At 51.0% G+C, this 22,454-nt stretch carries 22 protein-coding genes; 14 read left to right on the top strand and 8 right to left on the bottom strand.

What is annotated here, in order from left to right:
- Positions 1–82: 82 nt before the first annotated feature.
- The gene (gene purU / locus INP77_RS10800) at positions 83–937 is read left to right on the top strand and encodes a formyltetrahydrofolate deformylase (RefSeq protein ID WP_194749012.1); all 855 of its coding nucleotides are present in this window, start codon (positions 83–85) and stop codon (positions 935–937) included.
- A gap of 90 nt (positions 938–1,027) precedes the next feature.
- Here purU and lysA read toward each other — a convergent pair whose 3' ends face one another.
- Both lysA and INP77_RS14915 read right to left on the bottom strand, forming a co-directional pair.
- Complete coding sequence (lysA, locus tag INP77_RS10795) at positions 1,028–2,272, bottom strand: diaminopimelate decarboxylase (protein WP_194749011.1); 1,245 nt, start codon at positions 2,270–2,272, stop codon at positions 1,028–1,030.
- Complete coding sequence (locus INP77_RS14915) at positions 2,269–2,409, bottom strand: lipoprotein (protein ID WP_228518864.1); 141 nt, start codon at positions 2,407–2,409, stop codon at positions 2,269–2,271. The genes lysA and INP77_RS14915 overlap by 4 nt, the downstream gene beginning before the upstream one ends.
- Before the next feature lie 182 nt (positions 2,410–2,591).
- On the opposite strand from INP77_RS14915, the gene INP77_RS10790 reads away from it, so the two are divergent.
- The 6 genes from INP77_RS10790 (at position 2,592) to INP77_RS10765 (ending at position 9,864) form a co-directional block, all read left to right on the top strand.
- The gene (locus tag INP77_RS10790) at positions 2,592–3,002 is read left to right on the top strand and encodes a type IV pilin protein (RefSeq protein ID WP_194749010.1); all 411 of its coding nucleotides are present in this window, start codon (positions 2,592–2,594) and stop codon (positions 3,000–3,002) included.
- Positions 3,002–3,514: a GspH/FimT family pseudopilin gene (locus tag INP77_RS10785; protein WP_194749009.1), complete on the top strand. Its 513-nt coding sequence runs from the start codon at positions 3,002–3,004 to the stop codon at positions 3,512–3,514. Before INP77_RS10790 ends, INP77_RS10785 begins: the two co-directional genes overlap by 1 nt.
- A complete protein-coding gene (locus INP77_RS10780) occupies positions 3,508–3,912 on the top strand; it encodes a hypothetical protein (protein ID WP_194749008.1) in 405 nt (134 codons plus the stop codon). The genes INP77_RS10785 and INP77_RS10780 overlap by 7 nt, the downstream gene beginning before the upstream one ends.
- Before the next feature lie 14 nt (positions 3,913–3,926).
- Positions 3,927–5,066, top strand: a complete 1,140-nt coding sequence (locus INP77_RS10775) for a PilW family protein (RefSeq protein ID WP_194749007.1) — start codon at positions 3,927–3,929, stop codon at positions 5,064–5,066.
- Positions 5,056–5,751, top strand: coding sequence for a pilus assembly PilX N-terminal domain-containing protein (locus tag INP77_RS10770; RefSeq protein ID WP_194749006.1), 696 nt, complete (start codon positions 5,056–5,058; stop codon positions 5,749–5,751). The genes INP77_RS10775 and INP77_RS10770 overlap by 11 nt, the downstream gene beginning before the upstream one ends.
- A 75-nt stretch (positions 5,752–5,826) precedes the next feature.
- Positions 5,827–9,864: a PilC/PilY family type IV pilus protein gene (locus tag INP77_RS10765; RefSeq protein WP_228518863.1), complete on the top strand. Its 4,038-nt coding sequence runs from the start codon at positions 5,827–5,829 to the stop codon at positions 9,862–9,864.
- A gap of 72 nt (positions 9,865–9,936) precedes the next feature.
- Here the strand turns inward: INP77_RS10765 and INP77_RS10760 are convergent, their stop codons facing one another.
- A complete protein-coding gene (locus INP77_RS10760; RefSeq protein WP_194749005.1) occupies positions 9,937–10,137 on the bottom strand; it encodes a hypothetical protein in 201 nt (66 codons plus the stop codon).
- 59 nt (positions 10,138–10,196) lie between these two features.
- Positions 10,197–10,355, bottom strand: coding sequence for a hypothetical protein (locus tag INP77_RS10755; RefSeq protein WP_194749004.1), 159 nt, complete (start codon positions 10,353–10,355; stop codon positions 10,197–10,199).
- Between the two features lie 205 nt (positions 10,356–10,560).
- On the opposite strand from INP77_RS10755, the gene INP77_RS10750 reads away from it, so the two are divergent.
- Positions 10,561–10,968, top strand: a complete 408-nt coding sequence (locus INP77_RS10750; RefSeq protein WP_194749003.1) for a hypothetical protein — start codon at positions 10,561–10,563, stop codon at positions 10,966–10,968.
- 4 nt (positions 10,969–10,972) lie between these two features.
- Here the strand turns inward: INP77_RS10750 and INP77_RS10745 are convergent, their stop codons facing one another.
- From INP77_RS10745 to INP77_RS10735, 3 genes are read right to left on the bottom strand one after another with little or no spacing between them, the layout of a single operon-like run.
- A complete protein-coding gene (locus INP77_RS10745) occupies positions 10,973–11,476 on the bottom strand; it encodes a DUF1993 family protein (protein WP_194749002.1) in 504 nt (167 codons plus the stop codon).
- 13 nt (positions 11,477–11,489) lie between these two features.
- Positions 11,490–12,989: a YifB family Mg chelatase-like AAA ATPase gene (locus INP77_RS10740; RefSeq protein WP_194749001.1), complete on the bottom strand. Its 1,500-nt coding sequence runs from the start codon at positions 12,987–12,989 to the stop codon at positions 11,490–11,492.
- Positions 12,990–13,034: 45 nt separating this feature from the next.
- Positions 13,035–13,283, bottom strand: a complete 249-nt coding sequence (locus INP77_RS10735; RefSeq protein WP_194749000.1) for an accessory factor UbiK family protein — start codon at positions 13,281–13,283, stop codon at positions 13,035–13,037.
- A 256-nt stretch (positions 13,284–13,539) separates the two neighbouring features.
- Between INP77_RS10735 and INP77_RS10730 the strand changes: the two genes are divergently transcribed.
- From INP77_RS10730 to INP77_RS10705, 6 genes are all read left to right on the top strand, one after another.
- Positions 13,540–14,502: a TorF family putative porin gene (locus INP77_RS10730; protein ID WP_194748999.1), complete on the top strand. Its 963-nt coding sequence runs from the start codon at positions 13,540–13,542 to the stop codon at positions 14,500–14,502.
- A gap of 60 nt (positions 14,503–14,562) precedes the next feature.
- Positions 14,563–14,901 carry a P-II family nitrogen regulator gene (glnK, locus tag INP77_RS10725; RefSeq protein WP_018986930.1) on the top strand — a complete coding sequence of 113 codons (339 nt, stop codon included), beginning with the start codon at positions 14,563–14,565 and terminating at the stop codon, positions 14,899–14,901.
- Positions 14,902–14,916: 15 nt separating this feature from the next.
- Positions 14,917–16,320 (top strand): ammonium transporter, encoded by a 1,404-nt coding sequence (locus tag INP77_RS10720; RefSeq protein WP_194748998.1) that lies wholly within the window; start codon positions 14,917–14,919, stop codon positions 16,318–16,320.
- A gap of 187 nt (positions 16,321–16,507) precedes the next feature.
- Positions 16,508–18,112 carry a peptidase domain-containing ABC transporter gene (locus tag INP77_RS10715; protein WP_228518862.1) on the top strand — a complete coding sequence of 535 codons (1,605 nt, stop codon included), beginning with the start codon at positions 16,508–16,510 and terminating at the stop codon, positions 18,110–18,112.
- Positions 18,105–19,418 (top strand): HlyD family secretion protein, encoded by a 1,314-nt coding sequence (locus tag INP77_RS10710; protein ID WP_194748996.1) that lies wholly within the window; start codon positions 18,105–18,107, stop codon positions 19,416–19,418. Before INP77_RS10715 ends, INP77_RS10710 begins: the two co-directional genes overlap by 8 nt.
- 8 nt (positions 19,419–19,426) lie before the next feature.
- On the top strand, positions 19,427–21,169 hold the full coding sequence (locus INP77_RS10705; RefSeq protein ID WP_368667935.1) for a TolC family protein: 1,743 nt from the start codon (positions 19,427–19,429) through the stop codon (positions 21,167–21,169).
- A gap of 631 nt (positions 21,170–21,800) precedes the next feature.
- Here INP77_RS10705 and INP77_RS10700 read toward each other — a convergent pair.
- Entirely contained in the window at positions 21,801–22,436 is a 636-nt protein-coding gene (locus tag INP77_RS10700) for a hypothetical protein (protein ID WP_194748994.1), read from the bottom strand.
- Between the last annotated feature and the right edge of the window lie 18 nt (positions 22,437–22,454).

The following is a 22,454-nucleotide window of genomic DNA, read 5'->3' as shown; positions in this document are numbered from 1 at the left end:
CTGCAACTGCCAAGGTCAACCACAAGGGCTGGCAGGCATCAGGTATAATCTGCATTTTTGTTGCTCGCTTAAAGCCCATGTTATGAAAAACACTGCTACCTTGCTGATTACCTGCCCGGATACCAAAGGGATTGTGGCGGCGATTGCGCAATTTTTGTATGAGCACAATGCCAATATTTTACACGCAGACCAGCATCAGGATGCGGAAAATAATCTGTTTTTGATGCGCGTCGAGTGGGACCTGACCAATTTCAATGTGGCCGTTGCCGATTTCGAGCAGGCGTTTGGCCCGGTGGCGCAACGCTTTGGCATGACCTGGCAACTCAAGTTGTCCGAGCAAAAAACACGCATGGCGATCATGGTGTCGCAATATGATCATTGCCTGGTAGACCTGCTGCACCGTCATCATAGTGGCGAGCTGGCCTGCGAGATTCCACTGATTATCAGCAATCATAGAGATACGGAGAAACTGGCACAGTTCTATGGCATCCCGTTTCACTATCTGCCGATGACCAAAGAGACCAAAGCCGACGTCGAGGCGCAGCAGTTTGCTTTGTTTGACCAACACAAGATTGACCTGATTGTGCTGGCAAGATACATGCAGATTCTGTCTCCCGAGTTTGTCGCGCGCTATCCTCAGCGGATTATCAATATCCACCATTCATTTTTGCCAGCCTTTATCGGTGCGCGCCCCTATCACCGTGCCTTTGAGCGCGGTGTGAAGCTGATTGGTGCGACCAGCCATTATGTGACTGAGGTATTGGATGAGGGCCCTATTATTGAGCAGGATCTGGCGCGTATTTCTCACCGTGACCAGGTCGAGGACCTGATTCAGAAAGGCCGTGATCTGGAACGGGTTGTGCTCTCCAAAGCCGTACGCTGGCATATTGAGCATCGTATTCTGCTTTATGCGAACAAGACCGTGATTTTTGATTAACACGTATCTTTTAACAATAAAAAAACCGAAGCAATCAAATGCTTCGGTTTTTTTATTGATTACTGCTGAAAATTGCAATGCCGGCCAATCTTACGGCAAGACGCGCTCCAGTTTAAACAGATCAGCAATCTGCTCGCGCTCGCGAATCACATGCACCTGATCGCCGTCGACCAGTACTTCTGCGGCACGTGCACGCGTGTTGTAGTTGCTGGCCATGCTCATGCCATAAGCACCGGCAGAGTGTATGGCCAGATAATCGCCTTCTGCAATTGCCAGTGTCCGGTCATGGCCCAAAAAGTCACCACTTTCGCAGACGGGACCTACGATTTCATAGACCGCAGTGGGTGCCGCAGACGGGGCAATGGTCGTGATATTGTGAAAAGCGTCGTACAAGGCGGGGCGCATGAGGTCGTTCATGGCGGCATCGACGATGGCGAAGTTTTTGGTCTCACCGGGCTTGAGGTATTCGACTTTGGTCAGTAATACGCCTGCATTGCCGACCAGCGCGCGGCCGGGTTCAAACAGTACCTTGACGTTTCTGCCTGCCAGTTTTTGCAGGATGGCGGCCGTATAGGCGGCAAAGTCCGGCGGGGTTTCGTCACTGTAGGTAATGCCTACGCCGCCGCCGACATCAATATGCTGAATAGGGATGCCTTTGGCCGCCAGCGCATCCACTAAACCGAGGACTTTATCCAGCGCATCTAGAAACGGCGATAGCTCGGTAATCTGCGAGCCGATATGGCAATCGACGCCATGCACGGCAATGTTGGACAATTGCGCCGCTTTTTCATACAAAGCCAGTGCATCTTCAAATGCCACGCCAAACTTGTTATTTTTAAGGCCGGTAGAGATATAGGGGTGGGTTTTTGCGTCTACGTTTGGATTGACCCGCAACGAAACCGGGGCCTGTTTACCCAAGCGAGCCGCCACTTGCTGGATACGGTCCAGCTCATTGATAGACTCTACGTTAAAGCAATAGATCCCTGCTTCAAGGGCGGCCTCAATTTCAGCGTGGGATTTCCCTACGCCAGAGAACACGACTTTTTTCGGATCACCGCCAGCTGCAATTACACGGGCCAGCTCACCGCCAGACACAATATCAAAGCCGGCACCCAGGCGGGCAAACAGATTCAGTATCGCCAGGCTAGGGTTGGCCTTCACGGCAAAACAGATCAAATGGTCATGCCCACGCAGCCCGGCAGCAAAACGCTCAAACGCCTGGGTGAGTGCCGCCCGCGAATAGACGTAGGTGGGGGTTTGGTGGGTTTGCGCAATATCACGCAAGGCTACATTTTCGGCATGTAGCAGGCCTTGTTGGGTTGAAAACGGGATCACGATGGCGACTTGTCTGATGGCGGTTGTGGTTGAGGATACTGACGCTCGGGAAGATACAAATTGCCTTTGAGGCCACAAGCACCCAGGGTGCATAACAGCAGGGCAAGTGCTATTAATTTTGTAGAGCTGGCAAACATGATCCTGGCGTCCAATCAAAATAAAGCCAGATTTTACCACTAAAGCTGCGCTGGCCCATCCCTGGTCGCGCGCGCTTGGGCCAAGTCTACCGTTTGTCAGCCAGAGTTAACCGCTAGTCGGCTACTGCTAGACAGGAAGAATCGCTGTTTGCATGATAAGGCTGTGCAAAAAGGGGATATTCATGAAGCGTCTTTTACAACAAGGCTTTAGTCTGATTGAAGTCATGGTGGTGGTGGCCATTATCGGCTTGCTCGCCAGCATTGCCGTGCCGGGTTACCAGGATTATGTCAAAAGTGGCAATGCGGCTGAGGCACCTGCCAATCTGGCCAATTGCCGTGTGCAGGTCGAACAGTTTTACCAGGATAACTTTACCTATGTGGGCTTTGTCTGCAACCCAAGTGATGCCAAGTATTTCGATTACTCGATTGATAACCAGTCAGCGACGACTTACACCCTGAAAGCGACAGGCAAATCAGCGCAGAACATGGGTAATTTTTCATTTACCGTCAACCAGGATAACGCCAAGACCTCTATTTACGACGGCACCACTGGCGCCACTTGCTGGCTGACTTCATCCTCAGGAAGTTGCTAATGCAGCAGCAAGGCTTTACCTTGATTGAGCTGGTCGTCACCGTGGTTGTGATGGTGGCGGTCTCCAGTATTGCCATCCCGGCTTTTCAGACGGCGATTGGCAATTCGCAAATCAGAACCGTGGCCGAGTCTGTCAGGAACGGTCTGCAGCAATCACGTGCCGAAGCGATCAAGCGTAATAGTCGAGTGAAATTCACATTGCAAACCAACAGTGCCTGGCAGATTGGCTGCGTTGCCATCACGCCAGCCTGCCCAGCGGTCATCACCCAGAAAAGTGCCACCGAAGGCGCATCCAGCAATGTCACCGTGACTGCAGATAACTATACCGCGGTGTTTAGCAGTTTTGGTACGCGCGACCCGGCTAGCCCGGATGCGCTGACCATGGTGAATGTGAGTAACAGCCAGGTCAAGGCAGAAGAACGTAAAGCCTTGAGAGTGACATTGGCGGCAGGCGGCAACGTCAAGGTTTGCGACCCTGCGGTGACCACGGTTGGGGATACCCGCGCATGTTAAAAACATCCATTAACAGGGCGCGACGCACCTTGGGCCAGCAAGCCGGATCTGTATTGATTGAGGCGATGGTGGCGGTCGTGATTTTTAGCATGGGGGTGCTGGCCCTGGTTGGCTTGCAAAGCGCCATGATCAAGAACAGCAGTGACAATCGTTACCGTGCCGAGGCACAGTTGATTGCACAGACCCATATTGCCAATCTGATGGCCTATGGCGGTGATGCTGCGACTTATGTCAGCCAGGTGGATACGGAAAGTATTAAAACCCAGTTACCCAACGGCACCCTGAGTTTTTCTGCCATCACCAACAGCATGATCACCGTCACGGTGGGCTGGCAAGTACCGGGCGGCACGCGCCATTTAGTCAATGCGTCCAGCTATTTGTTTGATGTCACACCCTGAGCAAAGGCCAGCAGATGAATAGGGTAGGCATAAAATCACAGCGGTTGCAGTCAGGCTTTAGCCTGGTAGAGCTCCTGGTCGGGTTGCTGATTGGTCTGGTGGCTACTTTGGCGATCAGCAACCTGTTTACCGGTTTTGAAGCAAGAAAACGTGCCATTACCGGCGGTAGCGATGCGCAGTCGAATGGCGTGCTGGCCATGTACTACATGCAGCGCGATGCACAGAATGCCGGATATGGACTGCCGCTTTATAACAGCTCAGACCCATCCCCGTTGTTGTGCCCGATAGAGACATCCATCAATCAAGGGGGCGTCGTCATCAATTTATCACCCGTGGTGATTGTGGATGGCGGCGCAGGCAGTGATATTGTGCGCATTCGCTATGGTAATCCGGCCAGCGGTGGTGCGTCACTGCGTGCGACGGGCACGATTACTACGCCTACGCTGGATGGCCGCCTGATTGGCTGCCAGGAAAACGATGTGGTGCTCTATCACCAAACGCCGAGCAGTCCCAACTGTAGTCTGGCCAGGCTGAAAAAGTTAAACGCTGACCGGACCATCAATACGCTGAGCGAGCTCAATACGCCACCCACCGCCAGCCCGGTAACGATTTTGAACGGGGCTGACTGGGTACGATTCTCTTGCCTGGGCGCCTGGAACCAGTATGAGTACCGTGTCAGCGCCAACCTGGAGTTGACCAGGAGCGGCGGCACGCCAGGGACAGATCCTTTCCCCAATGCCGCTGCGATCCCTGTTGCCAGTGACATAGTGAGCTTGCAGGCGCAATATGGCATCTCTGATACCATTGATCCTGCATCGCCCTCGGCCACGGCTGCCGGCTTTTTAAACCGGGTTGACCGCTGGGTGGATGCCACCGGCATCTTTGGTGACACGATTTCGCTCATCGACAGAAACCGTATCCGTGCCATCCGCATTGCGGTGGTGACCAGGGATGGCAATCTACAGAAAAAAGCCGTTAGCCAGGCATGTAATGGTTCCGTTGCCGGGCTCGCCAAGGTCTGTGTCTGGCAGGCAGATGCCAATCCTGCCAATGTCGATTTAACAGCGGTGCCTCAATGGCAACAGTATCGCTACCGGACCTTTGAGGCCAACATTCCTCTCAGAAATATTCTTTGGAATCGTGATGCGCTCTGATCCGTATACCCCTTCCAATCAAGCCCCGCTGCCCTTAGCACAGCGAGGGATCGTCTTGTTTTTTGCCTTGCTGGCGCTGGCAGTGATGTCTATTGCCGCCGTTGCCTTGATCCGTAGCGTAGATACCAATGCGCTGGTGTCCGGCAACCTCGTCTATCGCCAATCCGCGACTACCACGGCCAATGTCGTGCTAGAAGGGATTACTGAATATATTGCCAAAAACGTCGTGCTTGAGGTCAGTACCACCCATCATCCGCAGCTGGGCTATTACGCAAACTGCAGTCAGTTTGATACTAATCCGGATGCACAGATTTGTGATGGCAAGCAGCTCACTACCATGACCTGGGATGACAGCAACAGTAGCCAGGTCCCTAACCAGACTGACGGCAATGACGAAATTCGTAATGGCATGGACCGTCAGGGTAATCAGATTCGCTTTGTCATTGAGCGCATGTGTAACTTCAGCAATGCCGAAATCAATGCAGGCAGTGCAGCCACCAATGCCTCGCGCTGCATGATGGCCAGCTCGCCCAACAATGGTGAAAACTGCTCACACAATATCAACAACATGGAGCTGTTCAAACGTTGCGTCTCAAGTTCGGACTCGCCACTCTACCGCGTTACTTTGCGTATCGCTGGCCCTAAAAATACGGTGACTTATATGCAGTCATTTATCTCCAACTAAACAGGTGGAATGATGAAACCAACACGTTGCCTTCATACAATTGTTTTCCTGATACTGGCATTGCCTGGTTTGGTCATGGCGGAGTTTCTCGACCTGGCCACCATGCCGCTACAAACTTCCGGGAGCTCGGATGTAAAACCCAATCTGATGTTTGTGCTGGATAACTCCGGCAGTATGGGCTTCAACTATACCCCTGACTGGGCCGCGGATGATCCTGATGGCCGTTCCTATTCCAGCGGCTGGTCCTGGTATACCTATGATGCCGCCGACTGGTTATTTAGTAACTCGGCCTACAATACACAGTTTTATAACCCTGAAGTGACCTACAGTACACCGCTCAATTACTTGGGGACGAGCCTTGCCAATAAAACCTCGTTCAGTGGTTTTTCTGAAAACGTCACCACAGTGTATGGCAATATTACGCGAGGCTCATCAGCCTATTACTACGCTTATGTGCCGGGTGAGTTTTGTACCACGCCTGCATTGACCAGTTGTGTAGTTTCAAAAACTAAAACCACGGTGAATGGCGTTGCCTATAATTATCCGGCCACCTTGCGCTGGTGTAACTCGGATGCTGCCTCTAAAAAAAGAACGCTCGATTCCAGTGGTGGGACGCAAGACCGTTGCCAGGGCATCCGCAATAATGTCTCTACAGTGAATGATAGCAATACCTATGTTTACTTGAGGGAACCAAGCGCGCGGTATCGGCTGAGTTTTAGTATCAGTGGTTCGGTGAGAGTGACCAGCGTCAAAATCAATAATATTGAGTTGCTGTCTGCCGCGACCACCTCGAGTTCCAACGCCTCGACAGTCTCTAGCCGCGTACAAAATAATCTCTGTAACTCCTCCATGACAGGCGCTTGCAAATTGGCAGGCAATGTTGTCATCAGCAACAATGGCAGTAGTTTTGATTTTAGTACCTTTGCCGGGGATGCCCTCAACCCGGCTAGTCCGATACAAGTGACTTTTTCCGGGTCGGGAGGCAGCTATACGGCCACACAATTATCCACGAATAACACGGATATTCCTGGCAGCCTGATATATCAGGAAATTACGACTGCCCAAACCAGTTATAGCGCGCCGGGGGCAACCAGCAAAGGCGCCGAGCGAACCGATTGTGCTGCGGCTACTTGCACCTATAGCGAAGAGTTTACCAATTATGCTAATTGGGTCACCTATTATCGTACACGCATGCTCTCGATGAAAACTGCCGCCAGCCAAGCGTTTAAAGCCCTGGATTCCAGGTATAGGGTGGGATTTGTGACGATTAATAATTCATCTTCTAATTATCTGCCGCTGGCTCCTTTTGACAGCTCGCAAAAGCAATCCTGGTACGATAAATTGTTTGCAGTCAATCCTAGTGGCGGGACGCCGTTGCGCACTGCCCTTGCCAATGTGGGCAAACACTATGCTGGCAAAAAGACGTTAGGAACCGATGATCCGATACAGTATGCCTGCCAATCCAACTTTACCTTGTTGACCACCGACGGCTATTGGAACGATAACGGCAATCCTACGCGCATTAATGGTTCAACTGCGATAGGTAATCAGGATGGCGGCAGTACGCCTGCGCCACAGTTTGATAGCAGTAACAAATCCAATACCTTGGCGGATACGGCCAAGTATTTTTATGACACGGATATCCGTGACAGCACGCTCTCCAATTGCACGGGATCTTTGGGTTCATCCGTTTGTGGCACGGCGACGGATTACCCCAAGCAAAACATGGTCACCTTGACCTTGGGCCTGGGCATTGCAGGGACCCTGCTTTATACCGATGATTATAAAACGCAGACCATGGGCGACTTTAAAGACTTAAGCGCGACGCCCATGCGCAAAAACTGGCCTGATCCCACCCTGGCGGAAAACGGCACCCGCATTGATGATTTATGGCATGCGGCTGTGAATGCCGGCGGCACCTACTATAGTGCCAGCAACCCCAAACTGTTGCGCGAGTCCTTGGCCAAGGGCTTGTCAGAGATTAAATCCATCCAGGGTGCGAGTGCCGCGGCTGCGGCCAGTAGCCTGGCGCCGACCAATGGCGATAACTTCCAGTATGTGGCCAGTTATCAGTCAGTAAAATGGACGGGTAACCTGGAAGCGCGGACGGTCAATACCAATTCCTTGCAAACCTCAGAAACCGCAGTTTGGTGTGTGGAAAATGTGGCGGCTGAGGCCTGTACCTCTCCAGCCACAGCCTATACCGGACCAGACAGTAACTTGTATTGCAAAACCAGCAACTCCACCGATTCAACTTGTAGCAACGCTAACGGTTCTCTGGGATCAGTGCTGAATTTTGGTGACGCAACAGCATGCTATGTGCCCATTGCCCGTAGCTGCGATGGCAAACTCAAAACGCAAATTGGGCAACGTAAAATTTACTTTAACAATAACAATGCACGTGCTGACTTTAAACCTGGTAATTTACCGGCAGCGTATAGAACTAAACTGGAAGAGGGTTATAACGCTTTAAGCCAGATGAAAGCCTTGCCTGCCACCGATCCGAAAATGACAGATACTCAAAAAGCCGACAAGCTGGTTGATTACCTGATTGGGAATAAGACCTATGAAGACAACAGTATGAATACAGCGCCTGCCAACCGCTTATTCAGAGAGCGGCAGGCAACACTGGGCGATATCTCACAATCTCGCCCCAGTTATTTCAGGGCTTCGAACGTTGATTATCTCGATCCCGGCTATAAGGCTTACAAAACTTGGGCTAAAACACGCACAGCCGCCGTCTATGTCGGGGCTAACGATGGCATGCTACATGCGTTCAATGCCAATGACGGCACAGAGCTATGGGCTTTTATCCCATCCCCAGTCATTCCGAATCTGGCCAATCTGGCAGATAAGGAATATGGTGCCAATTACCATACAAATTATGTCAATGGCAGCCCGGTGGTCACGGATATCTGTATCTCAGCTTGCACCGGGGACAATGCGGAGTGGCGTACGATTTTGGTTTCCGGGCTAAACGGGGGCGGGCGTGGCTATTTTGCGCTGGATGTGACCACACCGGAAAACCCACAAGTGCTTTGGGAGTTTTATGCTCAGCCAGATGGCATAAACAATACGCTAGGCTACAGCTTTGGTAACCCGATGGTGACTAAAATGCTGGATGGGCGCTGGGTGGTGCTTTTGACTTCTGGTTACAACAACGGCACCAATGCTCGCAAACTCAACGATGGCACCTTTGTTGCAAACAATCCGGTCGGCGATGGCCGTGGCTATTTATATGTCCTCGATGCAAGAACAGGCAGCCTGTTAAAAACATTGACGACTGGCGAGGGGGATGCTGCCAACCCTAGCGGCTTGGCAAAAATTTCCGGCTACGCTGAGCAAATGTTTGAGAACAACACGGTATTAAATGTGTATGGTGGCGATTTAAATGGCAATATCTGGCGTTTTAATATCAATACCAATACCGTCAATAAAATTGCCAGCTTGACTGCGGGTGGCGGTACTGCACAAAAAGTGACTACCCAGCCAGAGTTGGGCAAGGTCGATAAGAATATGGTGGTCATGGTGGGTACCGGCAAGTTTCTGGAGCCTGCCGATTTGACCAATACGCCTCAGAACTCAGTCTATGTGTTCAAGGATAGCGGGCAGACCACGCCAATTGGCCGTAGTCAGTTAACGACGCAAGTGTTAAGCGGGGATCGTACGGTGTCCTCCACTGGCACGGTGAATTTTGATTCTGGCTATGGCTGGGTGCTGGATTTTCCTGTAGGGGAACGTGTCAATCTGGATCCATTGTTACTCAATGGCGCCCTGATGATGCCAACACTTGTACCAAGTAGCGAGGCTTGTAGTGGTGCCGGCTATGGCTGGTTTAACTTCTTTAACTATAAAAAAGGCGGCTCTTTGTTGCCTGGTGGTGCCATTTCTGAGCGTATGACCACACCCGCCGTTGGTTTTAATATTGTCTATGACGGGAATGGCGTGCCACATGTTGTGGTGACTGGCAGTAATGACCCTACCCCGCAGCAATTAAGCCTGGATGACCAGATATTCGGTCTGTCGGGATCCAGCAAGGCCACGGTGATTTTCAAGCAAAAAAGCAATGGTAGCTATGGCACCAAGCAAAGCTGGCGTGAATTGATCCAGTAACCAATCCCAGTAACCAATCTGAGTTGTGCAATAAAAAAGCCCCGTAAACGGGGCTTTTTTATGTGATACGGATTACTTTACCTTTTTTGCAAATACATACAATATCAGGCAAATTGCGACGACGATGCCAATCAGTGTGTAGATGCCTGCTGCGCCTAAAAACATGGTTGCCTCCTTCTCGTCCTGTTGAAGAGAAGTTTTATTGTAGGCAAACGTCAGGCGGGTGTCTATCAGTTGAGGGCTGGACCAGTTGGGTGTCTGGGCAAGCAACATGCGATGCTATGCCACGCTATGAACTGCGTAGCGGTGTGATGCAAACTGCCGGTGTTGTTTTACACGACTTCCAGCGTCAGCTCAGCAGGTTTGTAAATTGCCTGAATGTTGCTGTCTGCAGTGATATCTTCAGCCAGATACATAATGTCCTGCGCCGTCATCAATTCTGGCATGCTGGCGGTATAAGTCAGCGGCTCGTCTTGTTGCAAGTCTTTCATGGGGCGTCCTTTAGTTCTGTTTATGTATACTTGTATTAACGTCATCAGGTTTCCATTCTTGAATTAATTTGTTCATGCGATCATTTAAATCTATGTTAATGGTCTTGTATGACGCTTTAATGAACCAATCCAGCTTTTATAAGGGCTGTCGGCCGGTTTGGCTTAAAATATTGGCAGGGTTGAACAACAAAAAGGAGTCGGATGCATGCGTGCGAGTCGGTTTATGTGGTTTGTGTTGATGGCCATGCTGGCGGCGGTGGGGTATTGGTATTGGCAATCGCTGCAGTTGCCAGCGTCTGCACCTGCGCAAAGTGCGCTGGCTCATACTATCAATGAGTGTGATTTGATTGCCAGTAAGGCAGCGGCCGCGTTACCAGAGCAACTGCCCTTCCAGAAGCTGGAAAAAGCGGCTAGACAGTCACGCGTGTTGGAACATTGCATGCAAGACCGGGGCTATCAGGAAAATCCTGACTGGGTGGTTGCCGCGAACAATCAGGCGAAAGCGATGGCCTCTGCACAAGGAATTTCAGACAGCGAAGCCTATGAGACATTGCGCCGTAAAGCCATGTTGCAGTCAGACCAGCAACCGGGCTACTGGCGCAAACGGCCTTGAGGCATCAACGCTTTTGACCCAGGTAGTCGGTTTTGCCCAGTGGCACCCCAATATGGCGCAAAATGTTGTATGCCGTGGTGACATGAAAATACACATTGGGCATGACCCATTTTTCGAGATAATCCAAGCCGGTGAAGGTCAGATCCACTTTACGTATGGTTAACACCACTTCTTTATGTTCGGCGCCTTCCAGCTGTGAAGGCTTGATGGCTTCGAGAAACGCGACTGTCTTGGCGATTCTTGCGTAGAGCTGTTCAAAACTTGCTTCATCATCCGCATATTGTGGAATGTCTATGCCTGCCAGTCGTCCACCCGCCCCTTTACTCATGTCGCTCACCAGTTGCACCTGTTTGGTTAATGGGTACATGTCCACATACAAACGGCTATTCAGTAGCACTTCTGGTGCGACTTTTTTCTGTTCTGCATAGGCTTCTCCTTGCTGCAGAATGTGCTCGAGATTTTGCAGGTTACGAATCAGCGGGGCGATACTGGCATCATAAAGTTGCATGTGGAATACGCTTTCAATAGTCATGACGCCGATATTGTAGCGCCTCAGCAATGTGCTTATCCAGAATGTGTTCGGCCTGGGCCAGGTCAGCGATGGTTCTGGCGACCTTGAGGATGCGATGATAGCTGCGGGCAGACAGTGAAAACTTTTGCACCGCCATTTGCAGTAAGTGATTCGCCTGGTCACCCAATTGGCAATGGGTGGAAATTTCGAGCGCACCCAAGGCTGCATTCGGTTTCTGTTGGCGGGTCAGTTGACGTTCTCGCGCCTGAATCACGCGTGCACGAATGGCCGCACTCTGCTCACCATGATGGTTATGTGACAACTCTTCTGGCTTGAGTGCTGGCACATCAATATTCATGTCTATCCTGTCGAGCAGCGGGCCGGAAAGTTTGTTTTTATAGCGCAGAATTTGCTCAGGCGTACAGCGGCAGCGTTGGTTATAGTGCCCGTAATAGCCACATGGACAAGGATTCATCGCTGCAAGCAGTTGAAACTGAGCTGGGAAAGTTGCTTGTCTGGCTGCGCGAGAAATGGTGATATTGCCACTTTCCAGAGGCTCGCGGAGCACCTCCAGCACTTTCCTGTCGAACTCAGGCAGCTCATCCAAAAATAACACGCCGTGATGGGCAAGGCTGATCTCTCCGGGTCTGGGCACACTGCCGCCACCCACCAGTGCCACGGCAGAGGCGGTGTGATGTGGCGCCCTGAATGGCCGCTTTTTCCACTGGCTGGCCGGAAATTGGCCGGTCAGTGACAAAATTGCCGCACTTTCCAGCGCTTCCTGCGTAGTCATGTCCGGCAAAATGCTATTAAATCGGTTCGCCAGCATGCTTTTGCCTGTGCCTGGCGGGCCGCTCATCAATAAACTATGTTGACCCGCCGCGGCAATTTCCAGGGCGCGCTTGGCGCGTAATTGACCTTTGACTTCGAAGTAATCCGGAAAGCTTAATGAGGATTCTGACAGCACCAGCGGGTGAGGGGACAGCGATTGTTTGCCCGACAGATGGGCGCAGACTTCAAGCAAACTATTCGCGGCAAAAATGGAACAGCCCTCTACCAGGCTTGCCTCATGCGCACTCTCCTGGGGCAAAATCGCCGCCCTTTTGTGCGCCGGGCCCTGAATCAGTTGGTAAGTCATCGCCAGGGCGCCGCGTATCGGCCTTAACTCGCCTGTTAGTGCCAGCTCACCAGCGATGACATAGTTGGCCAGCGCTTGTTTAGGTAATTGCCCGGAGGCTGCCAGAATCCCAAGCGCAATCGGTAAATCGTAGCGGCCCCCCTCTTTGGGCAGATCTGCCGGTGCCAGGTTAACTGTAATCCGCCGCGCCGGGAATTCAAACTGTGCGGTTTGAATCGCGGCCCTCACCCGGTCTTTGCTCTCTTTCACTTCGGTTTCTGGCAGCCCGACGATAGTGAAGCTGGGCAGGCCATTGGCGAGATGCACTTCTACCACCACTTCTGGTGCATCCATCCCGCTTAGGGCCCGACTGTATAACACGGCCAAACTCATGTAGCACTCCCGCACCAAAGAATGCTAACAATTGTAAATTAAATTTTACTTTCTGGCGGCGTTGGCTTGTTCTAGCTGGCTGATTTTTTCTTCAAGCTGTTTTAATTGTTGCTGCGTGCGTGCCAGCAAAGCGGCCTGAATATCAAATTCCTCGCGCGAAACAAGTTCCATTTTGGGGAGCATGCCCTGAATTAGTGCATGCAAGTTGCTTTCAAGCTCTGAAATGGGGCTTGAATCAATTAGTTGTTTGATTTTAAAAGATAATTCTTTAATTTTTTCATTTGAAAATAGCATGGCAGGCTCTCCTTGGGATCACATTTTAGCATGTAAGGCCCTCGAAAAAAGGGGTGTAAATGGTTGATTTTTATGTGTTTTCAATTAAAAACATGTTGTTGTGTTGCTAATGTAAGTATTTAATTTAAGTATTTTAATTAAGGTATTGATTTTTAATAGCTATGTGGGTTGGCACGTGCCTTGCTTTTAGGTCAATGTTGTTTCATTCTCGTTTACAACAATTTGATCAAGATTTTCACAGAGAGAGGACCTATAAATGCGTCAATCTATTTTGCTCACAGCAGTATTGAGTGCAATGTCATTTGCACAAGTTTCATACGCAGCTGAAGAAGCCAAGGAAGAAGCCAAATCTGACTGGACTGCCACTGGTAACATCGGTGTGGTATCTGACTACTACTTCCGTGGTATTTCACAATCCTGGCATAAGCCAACCGTGCAAGGCGGTATGGATATTACGCATTCCAGCGGTTTCTATACTGGCCTTTGGGGTTCTGGTGTAACACCAAATACCTATCCTGATGCCACTACTGAAATTGATATCTATGCCGGTTATAACGGTACGATTCCAACCGTAGAGAAATTAGGCTACACCGTTGGTATTTACGGCTACCTGTATCCAGGTGGTTCATGGAAAAAATACAGAGGCTCTACTACAGTTGACGTAAATGGCAACCCAGATCCGAATAGACCTTTGACTCCAGGGGGTGGGCGTTGGGATACTTACGAAGCAAACGTGGGTGTTTCTTATGACTGGATCAGTGCAAAACTGTCGTACACTCTGACCGATTGGTTTGGTGCAGATAAGTCTACTGGTTGGGATGGCAGTACTAAAGGTTCAACCTATGTTGAGCTGAACGCTGCTTATCCATTGCCATGGTGGGATTTGACTCTGATTGCTCACGTTGGGCGTTTGAACGTCTCTGGTAAACTTGATAGAACGTTCTCCACCGACGGCATTAACTTGCCTAGCGATTCTCTTTCTAAAGCAACTGACCCAGACTACACAGACTGGAAAATCGGCTTAAGCAAAGCATTCAAAATCGGTGCTACAGAAGGCTGGAATGCGGGTGTGTATTGGATTGAGTCTGATAACTCACGCTACTGGGGTTACAGAGGCTACGGCGGCTCAAGCTTTAATGGTAAAGGCACTAACGGCGCAGTTGAAAGCAAAAACCTGAATGATGGTCGTTTAGTTTTAACATTAGGCCGTACATTCTAAGTAAGCAAGTTTTAGATCTGGCGGGCATGTGCCTGCCAGAGTTAACAACGGGAGAAGCAAATGAAATTTGTATCCGCAATAATCAAGCCATTCAAGCTTGATGAGGTGCGTGAGGCTTTGTCCAATATCGGCGTACAAGGCATCACTGTCACTGAAGTCAAAGGATTTGGCCGTCAAAAAGGGCACACTGAGTTGTATCGTGGTGCTGAATATGTCGTAGATTTTTTGCCTAAAGTTAAACTCGAAGTTGCGATCAAAGATGACATGCTGGATCAGGTCGTAGACGCGATTGAAAAAGCAGCCGCAACAGGCAAAATCGGCGATGGCAAAGTCTTTGTCTTCGATTTGGAACAAGTTTACCGTATACGTACCGGCGAAACCGGTCCGGATGCGCTATAAGAAAGGGCTTCTGTTATGAAGAAAATTCTTTCCATATTATCGCTGGTCGCCGTGATGGGTCTGGCGGCAAGCCCAGTCAGTTATGCAGAAGAAACTGTGACCGAAACCATCACAGTACAAGAAACCGTTTCTACTGATGCGGCACCTGCGGCCGAAGCGCCTGCAGCGGCCGAAGCTGCCCCTGCTGCTGAAGCAGCACCAGCCCCGACGCTGGATGTGGGTAATACCGCGTTTATGATTGTTGCCACTGTGCTGGTGATTTTGATGACGATTCCTGGCCTGGCGTTGTTCTACGGCGGTTTGGTACGTCAGAAAAATATGTTGTCAGTGCTGATGCAAGTGTTTGTTGTCTTCTCTATGATTTCTGTATTGTGGGCTGCGTATGGTTACAGCATGGCTTTCAGCGAAGGTAACATGATTGTCGGTGGATTAAGCAAGGCGTTTCTGGCGGGTATTACACCTGCTAGTTTGTCTGGCACGATTCCAGAGTATGTATTCTTGACCTTCCAGCTGACATTTGCTGCCATTACACCGGGGTTGATTGTTGGTGGTTTTGCTGAGCGTATGAAGTTCTCTGCTGTATTGTTGTTCACGGCATTGTGGGTGACTTTTGCCTACATCCCAATCGCACACATGGTATGGGGCGGTGGTTACCTGGCAGAGCTGGGTGCCAAAGACTTTGCTGGTGGTACTGTCGTACATATCAACGCTGGTATCGCTGCCTTGATTGGTGCCATCATGTTGGGCAAACGTATTGGTTACGGTAAAGAAGCCATGCCTCCGCACAACCTGGTGATGACCATGATTGGTGCTTCCTTGCTGTGGGTAGGTTGGTTTGGCTTTAACGTCGGTAGTGAACTGGCTGCTGATGGCATTGCCGGTATGGTGCTGATCAATACACAATTGGCAACAGGTTCTGCTGTATTGGGCTGGATTTTTGCTGAATGGTTGTTCAGAGGTAAGCCAAGCATGCTGGGTGCCGCTTCTGGTGCAGTCGCTGGTCTGGTTGCCATTACCCCTGCTTGCGGCTTTATCGGCCCGATGGGTTCTATCATCCTTGGCTTCACTGCCAGCTTTGTCAGCCTGTGGGGTGTGACCAAACTGAAAGGTGCGCTGGGCTACGATGACTCACTGGATGTGTTCGGTGTGCACGGCTTGGCCGGTATCTGGGGTGCGGTGGGCACTGGCGTATTGATGTCACCAGGTTTGGGTGGTGTTGGTTACGCAGAAGGTGTGACGATGGGTGGTCAGGTCTCTACTCAGATCATCGCAGTGGTAGTGACATTGATCTGGACAGGTATTGTGAGCGTCATTCTTTACAAAGTGGTAGATGCGGTTGTCGGTCTGCGTGTGAGTGAAGAATATGAGCGCGAAGGTTTGGACACGACTGAACATGGCGAGCGTGCTTACAGCTTGTAATCGTTGTGTGGTATAAAGAAACGGCTCTAGTTAGAGCCGTTTTTTTTTGGGGAACTAATATAAACGGTTGTTATCCATTTACAGGGCCTAGTTAACAACAATTCTTATTATGGCAAACATTCATACAACATCTCTCAGCCCTTTTCAAAGAGTCGTCAAATTACTCTCATTTGAAAAACAGGACATTTTGCTGCTTTTTTATTTAACTGCGGCTTACGGTGTGCTGGGTATCGCGACACCTGTTGCCGTGCAGGCGATGGTGAATATCGTCACCATGGGCGGCGTATTGCAGCCGCTGTACGTCGTGGGGTTTATCCTGTTTTGTTTGCTGGCGTTGTCTGGTGCGATTTATGCGATTGAGAGTTTTCTGGTTGAGATGATTCAACGACGGCTTTTTGTACGGTATAGCTTACAGATTGCGCAAAATACCGGGCAAATTCATATTTCTGTGTATGACAAATTCAATCCGGTAGAACTGGTGAATCGTTATTTTGATATTCAAACGGTGCAGAAATCGATGGCCACCTTACTCACGGTTGGCTTGACCGCCTTGTTGCAAGGCATCATCGGCAGCATTGTGCTGCTTTTTTATAGTCTGTATTTTGGCATTTTGGTCATCCTCATGCTGATTGTGTTGTGGGTGATTATTTTTGGCCTGGGTAAACAGGCAGAAGAGACATCGATCAAAGAGTCTAAAGCCAAATATGAAATGGCGGCTTGGCTGGAAACCATTGCCCGCAATAAATGGCTCTCAAAGTTTTATGGTGCGACTCAGCGCAACACGGCGAATACCGCGCAGCTTGCAGAAGGCTATCTGCAAGTCAGGACCAAGCACTTTAAAGTACTCATGATGCAACTGATAGGCGCGGTGGGCCTCTATGCCTTGATTGGCACGGGTATGCTGATTTTAGGTGGGACGCTGGTGATTAAAGGCCAGATCAATCTGGGCCAGTTTGTTGCCGCAGAGCTGATTATTTTTGGGGTGCTTTCTGCGTTTGTACGATTTGTGACCAAGCTGGAGTATTTCTATGATCTGCTTGCGGCGGTCGATAAACTTGGCGTGCTGGAAACCTTGCCTGTAGAGCGCTCGGGGGAGCATCAGTCAGGTCAGGAAGGCTACACTACCCTAAAGGTGCATCAGCTGACTTTTCAACACGCGGATCAAGCCGCTTTGGTCAGCAACCTGAGTTTTCACTTGCAACGTGGCGAAAGCCTGGCGTTGATCGGTGGCTTAGGCAGCGGTAAAACGACGTTGCTGGAGCTGATCACCGGTATGAGGCAGCCGCTGCAAGGACATGTCAGCTACAACGACATTGATGTGCGCCAGCTTGACCTGGCACATTTGCGTGACCGGATTGGCGTGGCGAACAAAGTCGAGTGGCAGCATGGCTCTATTCTGGATAATCTGAGGTTGCAACGGCCAGAGGTGACACTTGATCAGGTGATTGAGTTACTACAGGTGCTTGGGTTGTGGCAAGAAATCAGCAAGCTGCCCAATGGCGTAGAAACAGTCTTGACCGACTTTGGCGCACCGATGACGCATACGCAGTTACAACGGTTAATGCTTGCCCGTGCGATGCTGGGTCAACCGGATGTATTAATCATTGATGGCTTGCTGGATCAACTGGCGCAACATGAGCTGGATCAGGTGCTGATGTTGCTTAAACGTCACCAGCAGGACTGGATGGTGTTGATCACCACGCGATATCAGCATATCGCCCAGCAATGCAAACAAGTCATTCATCTGCAAAGCCAAGCGGCGACAGACGTGGCAGGAGGTCAGCATGAGTAATACGGTTGAAAGTATGCTGACACAAAGCGTACAAACCCCTGAGCATTTAAGGGTTTGGATCAAACGGATGGCCTGGCTGCTTGTTGTGCTGCCCCTTGCTTTTTTGCCTCTGCCATGGCAACAAAACGTGACCGCGCTGGGCAAGGTCACGGCCTACTCTCCCTCCGAGCGGGTGCAAACCGTCGATGCCCCCGTGAGCGGGCTCATCCAGCACTGGTATGTGCAAGAGGGTTCGCAAGTGAAGCAAGGCGATGTATTGCTGGAAATCAGCGATACTGATCCTAACTTCAGGCAGCGCCTGCAAGCGCAGCGCGATAACCTGGAGGACAAACTCGCTTCCAAGCAAAGCGAGTTATCAGCTTACTCGGTGCAGCGTGACAACCTGGCCGCCGGCCGTGATGCCAAAATCACCGCCGCCCAATACAAGTTGGATGTCGCTAACCAAAAAATTCTCAGTGCACGTGAAGCGGTGAACTCTGCTCAAGCGACGCTGGATGCTGCCACGATGCAGGTCAAGCGTATGCAACGCCTACTGGGCGATGGCCTGGTTTCCAAGCGAGACACCGAAGTGGCTGAGCGTGACCATACGATTGCCAGCCGTAACCTAAATAGTGTGCAGGCACAACTGCAATCGGCCATGGCCGAGGCGCAGTCGGCACAAGCAGAAATCCGCCAGGTGCGTGCCGATACGCAAGCATATCTGGATTCGGTCACGGCCAATATCAACAAAATCAAAGGCGAGGTCTCAGATGCTGAAAACAGCCTGCACAGCTCCGAGATTTCACTGGCGCGGCAAAACATGCAGAAAATCATCGCGCCCCGAGATGGCACGATTTTCCGTTTACCGGTCAATTCACAATCCCAGATAATCAAGCAAGGTGATCCCTTGCTGATTATTGTGCCACATACCTCGCAGCGTGCCGTGGAGTTATGGGTTGATGGCCGCGATGCGCCACTGATTACTCGCGACAGTGTTGTGCGTCTCGAATTTGAGGGGTGGCCTGCGATTCAGGTGCCTGGCTGGGCGCAAGTCGGTGTGGGCACGTTTGAGGGAAAAATTGCTTTCGTCGACCCGACTGACAATGGCACCGGGCATTTCCGTATCATGGTGATCCATAAAGAAGGCACGCCGCAATGGCCAGAAGCCCGCTTTTTGCGTCAGGGTATCAGTGCCAAGGGTTGGGTATTGTTGGAGAAAGTGACGATAGGCTATGAATTGTGGCGCCTGCTCAATGGCTTCCCGCCCAGAATCCCGCATGAGCCAACACCGCTCAATCTACCGGCTGGCGTTGGGGTAAGCAAATGAAGCGTGGTGTGCAAATACCGGTTTTGACCAGGCTGTTTGGTCTGGCCAGTATGCTATTGGCCACAGTTGTCGGTGCGGATGAGTCATTGAGTGACAGCCGGGCGCGCCAGCGATTGCAGAACACAGAAGGCCGCGGCCTGGAGCCATATGCCAAGGGCAAGGGTGTGCCGCTGCATGATGCGGTCAAACAGCAGCAGCAACAACGCAATAAGTCGGTAGTGATAGACCTGAAAAGTGCGCTGCAACCGTTTGACTCGCCAGAAACTGCAAATATGCTCAGCAATGCGCCCAAGCAAGGGCCGCAACTGAGTATTGCGGATGTGCGGCAGAAGGCGTTGCAAAATAATCTTAATTTGCAAGTGGCCAAAATCGACCCGACCATTGCCGCGCAATCGTTGCGTGAAGAGCAGGCCAAGTTTGACCAGGTCATTTTTGCCTACGCCAAATATGGCCAGAAAGACTTGCCTGCGATGGCGGGCGACAAAGTGATTTTCAAGTCGGATAATCCTGCGCTGGATAGCGAGCTGGTCAAACTGAATCCGGCAGCCCAAAACAAGGAGTTTTGGGAGTTGGAAACGGGCATCAAAGTGCCGTTAAGAACTGGTGGTAGCGTTACCCTGAGTGCGCCACTGGAAAACTACCAGAGCAAGGGCAGTCTGCCCAGTGACCAATACCGTAGTGCATTGCGCTTCTCCTTCAGCCAGCCGTTGTTGCGTAATGCCGGGCGGCAGGTGAACGAGGCCAGCATCCGCATTGCAGCACTTGATCAGGATAGCGCCCAGCTCAGAACGCGTTTGCAAAGCATCCGCATAGTCACCATGGTGGATAAAGCTTACTGGGATTTATACGAGGCTTGGGCGGCCCTGGATGTGCGCCGCAATCAGTATGAATATGCTAGCCAAAATCTGGCCATGGTCAAACGCCGCGTGCAGGAGGGGCTCACCGCCGCGATTGAAGTCAACCGTGCTGAAATTGGTGTCGCGGATCGCATGGAAGCGCTGATTATTGCCGAAACCAACCTCAAGCTGGCCCAGCGCCAGTTACAGTTCCTGCTCAACGAACTGCCGGAGCAAGGCGTGACTAGTTTGCCGTGGGTACCTTCTACCACGCCCAATCTGGTCAAGTTTGAGTTTGACCGTGAAAAACTGCTCAAAGATGCGTTGGATAGCCGCATCGAGCTACTCGATCAGGAGCTCAAGCTGAGCGCAGATCAATTACAAATTGATTATCTGCAAAATCAGACCCTGCCGATGTTTACGCTGGATTACCAATACGGCGCCCTGTCCAGTTCTGCCAACCGGGCAGGCAATATCGGTCAGGATTTGCTGAATGGCCAATACAATGACTGGTCGGTGGGCCTGAAGTTTGAAATGCCAGTGAGCAATGAAGCGCGCAAAGCCAAGCTGGATAAAGCCATTGCCCAGCGTATGCAGCGCCTGACTAACAAAACGCTGCAAGCGCTGACCGTCAAACGCGAAATTCATGACGCCCTGGATAAGCTTGAGCAAAACTGGCAGCGCATTCTCGCGGCACGCCAGCAGGTGATGATCGCCGGCTATAACTACGAAGCCGAACTCAAGCAGTTTAATGAAGGCTTGCGTACCATGACCGAAGTGCTGGAAACGCTGACCCGGCTAGGCGAGGCGCAGATCAAGGAAATTCGCGCCATTAATGACTATCAGATTGCCCTGATAGACCTGACCTTTGCCACCGGAACGGTGTTGGGTTATACGCAGATTAGCATGCAGTAGGGTAGCCTCGAATGACGTGCAAGGCAGATGAGGCTACTTGATCAAATCTGTGCGCTGAGTGATTTAAGAAGCGGTGCGGATGCCTGGATCAGAAAAACTCAGGCGTTTATTCAGGTTTTTCTCAGGATTCTCTGAGGACAAGCATCAAAGTGATCGCACACTTTAGATTCTTGTTGCGATGGGATTGGCTATCAGAAGAAAACACGCATTGTTTACTGTGCAGGCATGCCCCTACTCGACGATTTTTTCTATGCTGCCTAACAATCTGGCCAGTTACGCTTATCCTTCATAAAACTCGGCTAGCCAGAGGGTCTCTCTGTTTGGCTAGGTCCATTTCAACCGGTGTTTAGCGGCAATATTCAGACAATCTCCGGCTTTCAGGTTGAGGGTGCCTTCTTCAAATGCCCGTTCTGCTTCATCTTGCAAGCGCAACACCCACGCAGCTTGCGCTTGGTCATCCCAGAAGTCCGCTGTCGATGAATGACCCTAGGAGACGATGCGCTCAATATGCAGTTGAGGTGAAGAGAGCAGCACTTGAAGGCATTCCTCAGGCAAGAGCACGGGAATCTCTGCAAGCAGGTTGAGTTGTTAAATGAGGGATGTCACGCGCAGTCGAGCTGCGGCAATCTGATTATTCAGTCAGGATCGGTTTCAGCAGCGCTTCCACCTGCGCCAGCGTCATCCGGTGGATTCCCGCCTTTTCCCCGTGTTTACGCGGGGCGGTACGCAGGTCGTCGGCTTCAAAAATACTGATGCGTTGCGTACCGTACCGGGTTTCTACCAGTACCACCGGCACCCGTTTGCGTAGCAATTCGTGCTTTTGTTTGCTCGGACGGTCTGACATGCGGTAGTGCTGTTCGTCGAGGCGGTAGGGGATATTCTGGTTAAGCAGGTAGATTTCCAGTTCTTTGGCGCTCTCGGCAAAGACATGGATTTCGGTATCGGCATGGGGCCCGGCAGTGCCTTCCATGACGGCGCCAGTCAGGTAGGGCTGGAATTTCTGCAATAGCCGCATGGTATGCAGCGCGGCCTGCCGCAGTTCCAGCAGGTGAGCGGCATCGCTTTCATCTGCGTAAAGCGCGTGATATTCACGCAAGGCCGCATCAATTTCGCCGTTGGTCGGCAAGGGCGCATCTTGCGTGATGCCCATGGCTTTGATGGCTTTGCGTTTGGCGCGCGCATAGTCACTGATGCCTTCTTCAAACATCAGGCGCGCAGCAGATTGGGCAATTTCTTGCCTCAAGTCACTCGTAAAATCATCAAACATACTTTAGGCTTTTCGTAG

The organism is Methylophilus sp. 13, assembly GCF_015354335.1.
Classification (GTDB): domain Bacteria; phylum Pseudomonadota; class Gammaproteobacteria; order Burkholderiales; family Methylophilaceae; genus Methylophilus; species Methylophilus glucosoxydans.
Note: the sequence above shows the minus strand (reverse complement) of the source record. Positions and strands in the feature narration are given on the sequence as shown.

What these genes read in the sequence shown, in the direction of transcription:
- purU (WP_194749012.1), top strand. Translation starts at nt 83, where the DNA reads ATGAAAAACACTGCTACCTTGCTGATTACCTGCCCGGATACCAAAGGG.
- INP77_RS14915 (WP_228518864.1), bottom strand. Translation starts at nt 2,409, where the DNA reads ATGTTTGCCAGCTCTACAAAATTAATAGCACTTGCCCTGCTGTTATGC.
- INP77_RS10790 (WP_194749010.1), top strand. Translation starts at nt 2,592, where the DNA reads ATGAAGCGTCTTTTACAACAAGGCTTTAGTCTGATTGAAGTCATGGTG.
- INP77_RS10785 (WP_194749009.1), top strand. Translation starts at nt 3,002, where the DNA reads ATGCAGCAGCAAGGCTTTACCTTGATTGAGCTGGTCGTCACCGTGGTT.
- INP77_RS10780 (WP_194749008.1), top strand. Translation starts at nt 3,508, where the DNA reads ATGTTAAAAACATCCATTAACAGGGCGCGACGCACCTTGGGCCAGCAA.
- INP77_RS10775 (WP_194749007.1), top strand. Translation starts at nt 3,927, where the DNA reads ATGAATAGGGTAGGCATAAAATCACAGCGGTTGCAGTCAGGCTTTAGC.
- INP77_RS10770 (WP_194749006.1), top strand. Translation starts at nt 5,056, where the DNA reads ATGCGCTCTGATCCGTATACCCCTTCCAATCAAGCCCCGCTGCCCTTA.
- INP77_RS10765 (WP_228518863.1), top strand. Translation starts at nt 5,827, where the DNA reads ATGGCGGAGTTTCTCGACCTGGCCACCATGCCGCTACAAACTTCCGGG.
- INP77_RS10760 (WP_194749005.1), bottom strand. Translation starts at nt 10,137, where the DNA reads ATGTTGCTTGCCCAGACACCCAACTGGTCCAGCCCTCAACTGATAGAC.
- INP77_RS10755 (WP_194749004.1), bottom strand. Translation starts at nt 10,355, where the DNA reads ATGAAAGACTTGCAACAAGACGAGCCGCTGACTTATACCGCCAGCATG.
- INP77_RS10750 (WP_194749003.1), top strand. Translation starts at nt 10,561, where the DNA reads ATGCGTGCGAGTCGGTTTATGTGGTTTGTGTTGATGGCCATGCTGGCG.
- INP77_RS10745 (WP_194749002.1), bottom strand. Translation starts at nt 11,476, where the DNA reads ATGCAACTTTATGATGCCAGTATCGCCCCGCTGATTCGTAACCTGCAA.
- INP77_RS10740 (WP_194749001.1), bottom strand. Translation starts at nt 12,989, where the DNA reads ATGAGTTTGGCCGTGTTATACAGTCGGGCCCTAAGCGGGATGGATGCA.
- INP77_RS10735 (WP_194749000.1), bottom strand. Translation starts at nt 13,283, where the DNA reads ATGCTATTTTCAAATGAAAAAATTAAAGAATTATCTTTTAAAATCAAA.
- INP77_RS10730 (WP_194748999.1), top strand. Translation starts at nt 13,540, where the DNA reads ATGCGTCAATCTATTTTGCTCACAGCAGTATTGAGTGCAATGTCATTT.
- glnK (WP_018986930.1), top strand. Translation starts at nt 14,563, where the DNA reads ATGAAATTTGTATCCGCAATAATCAAGCCATTCAAGCTTGATGAGGTG.
- INP77_RS10720 (WP_194748998.1), top strand. Translation starts at nt 14,917, where the DNA reads ATGAAGAAAATTCTTTCCATATTATCGCTGGTCGCCGTGATGGGTCTG.
- INP77_RS10710 (WP_194748996.1), top strand. Translation starts at nt 18,105, where the DNA reads ATGAGTAATACGGTTGAAAGTATGCTGACACAAAGCGTACAAACCCCT.
- INP77_RS10700 (WP_194748994.1), bottom strand. Translation starts at nt 22,436, where the DNA reads ATGTTTGATGATTTTACGAGTGACTTGAGGCAAGAAATTGCCCAATCT.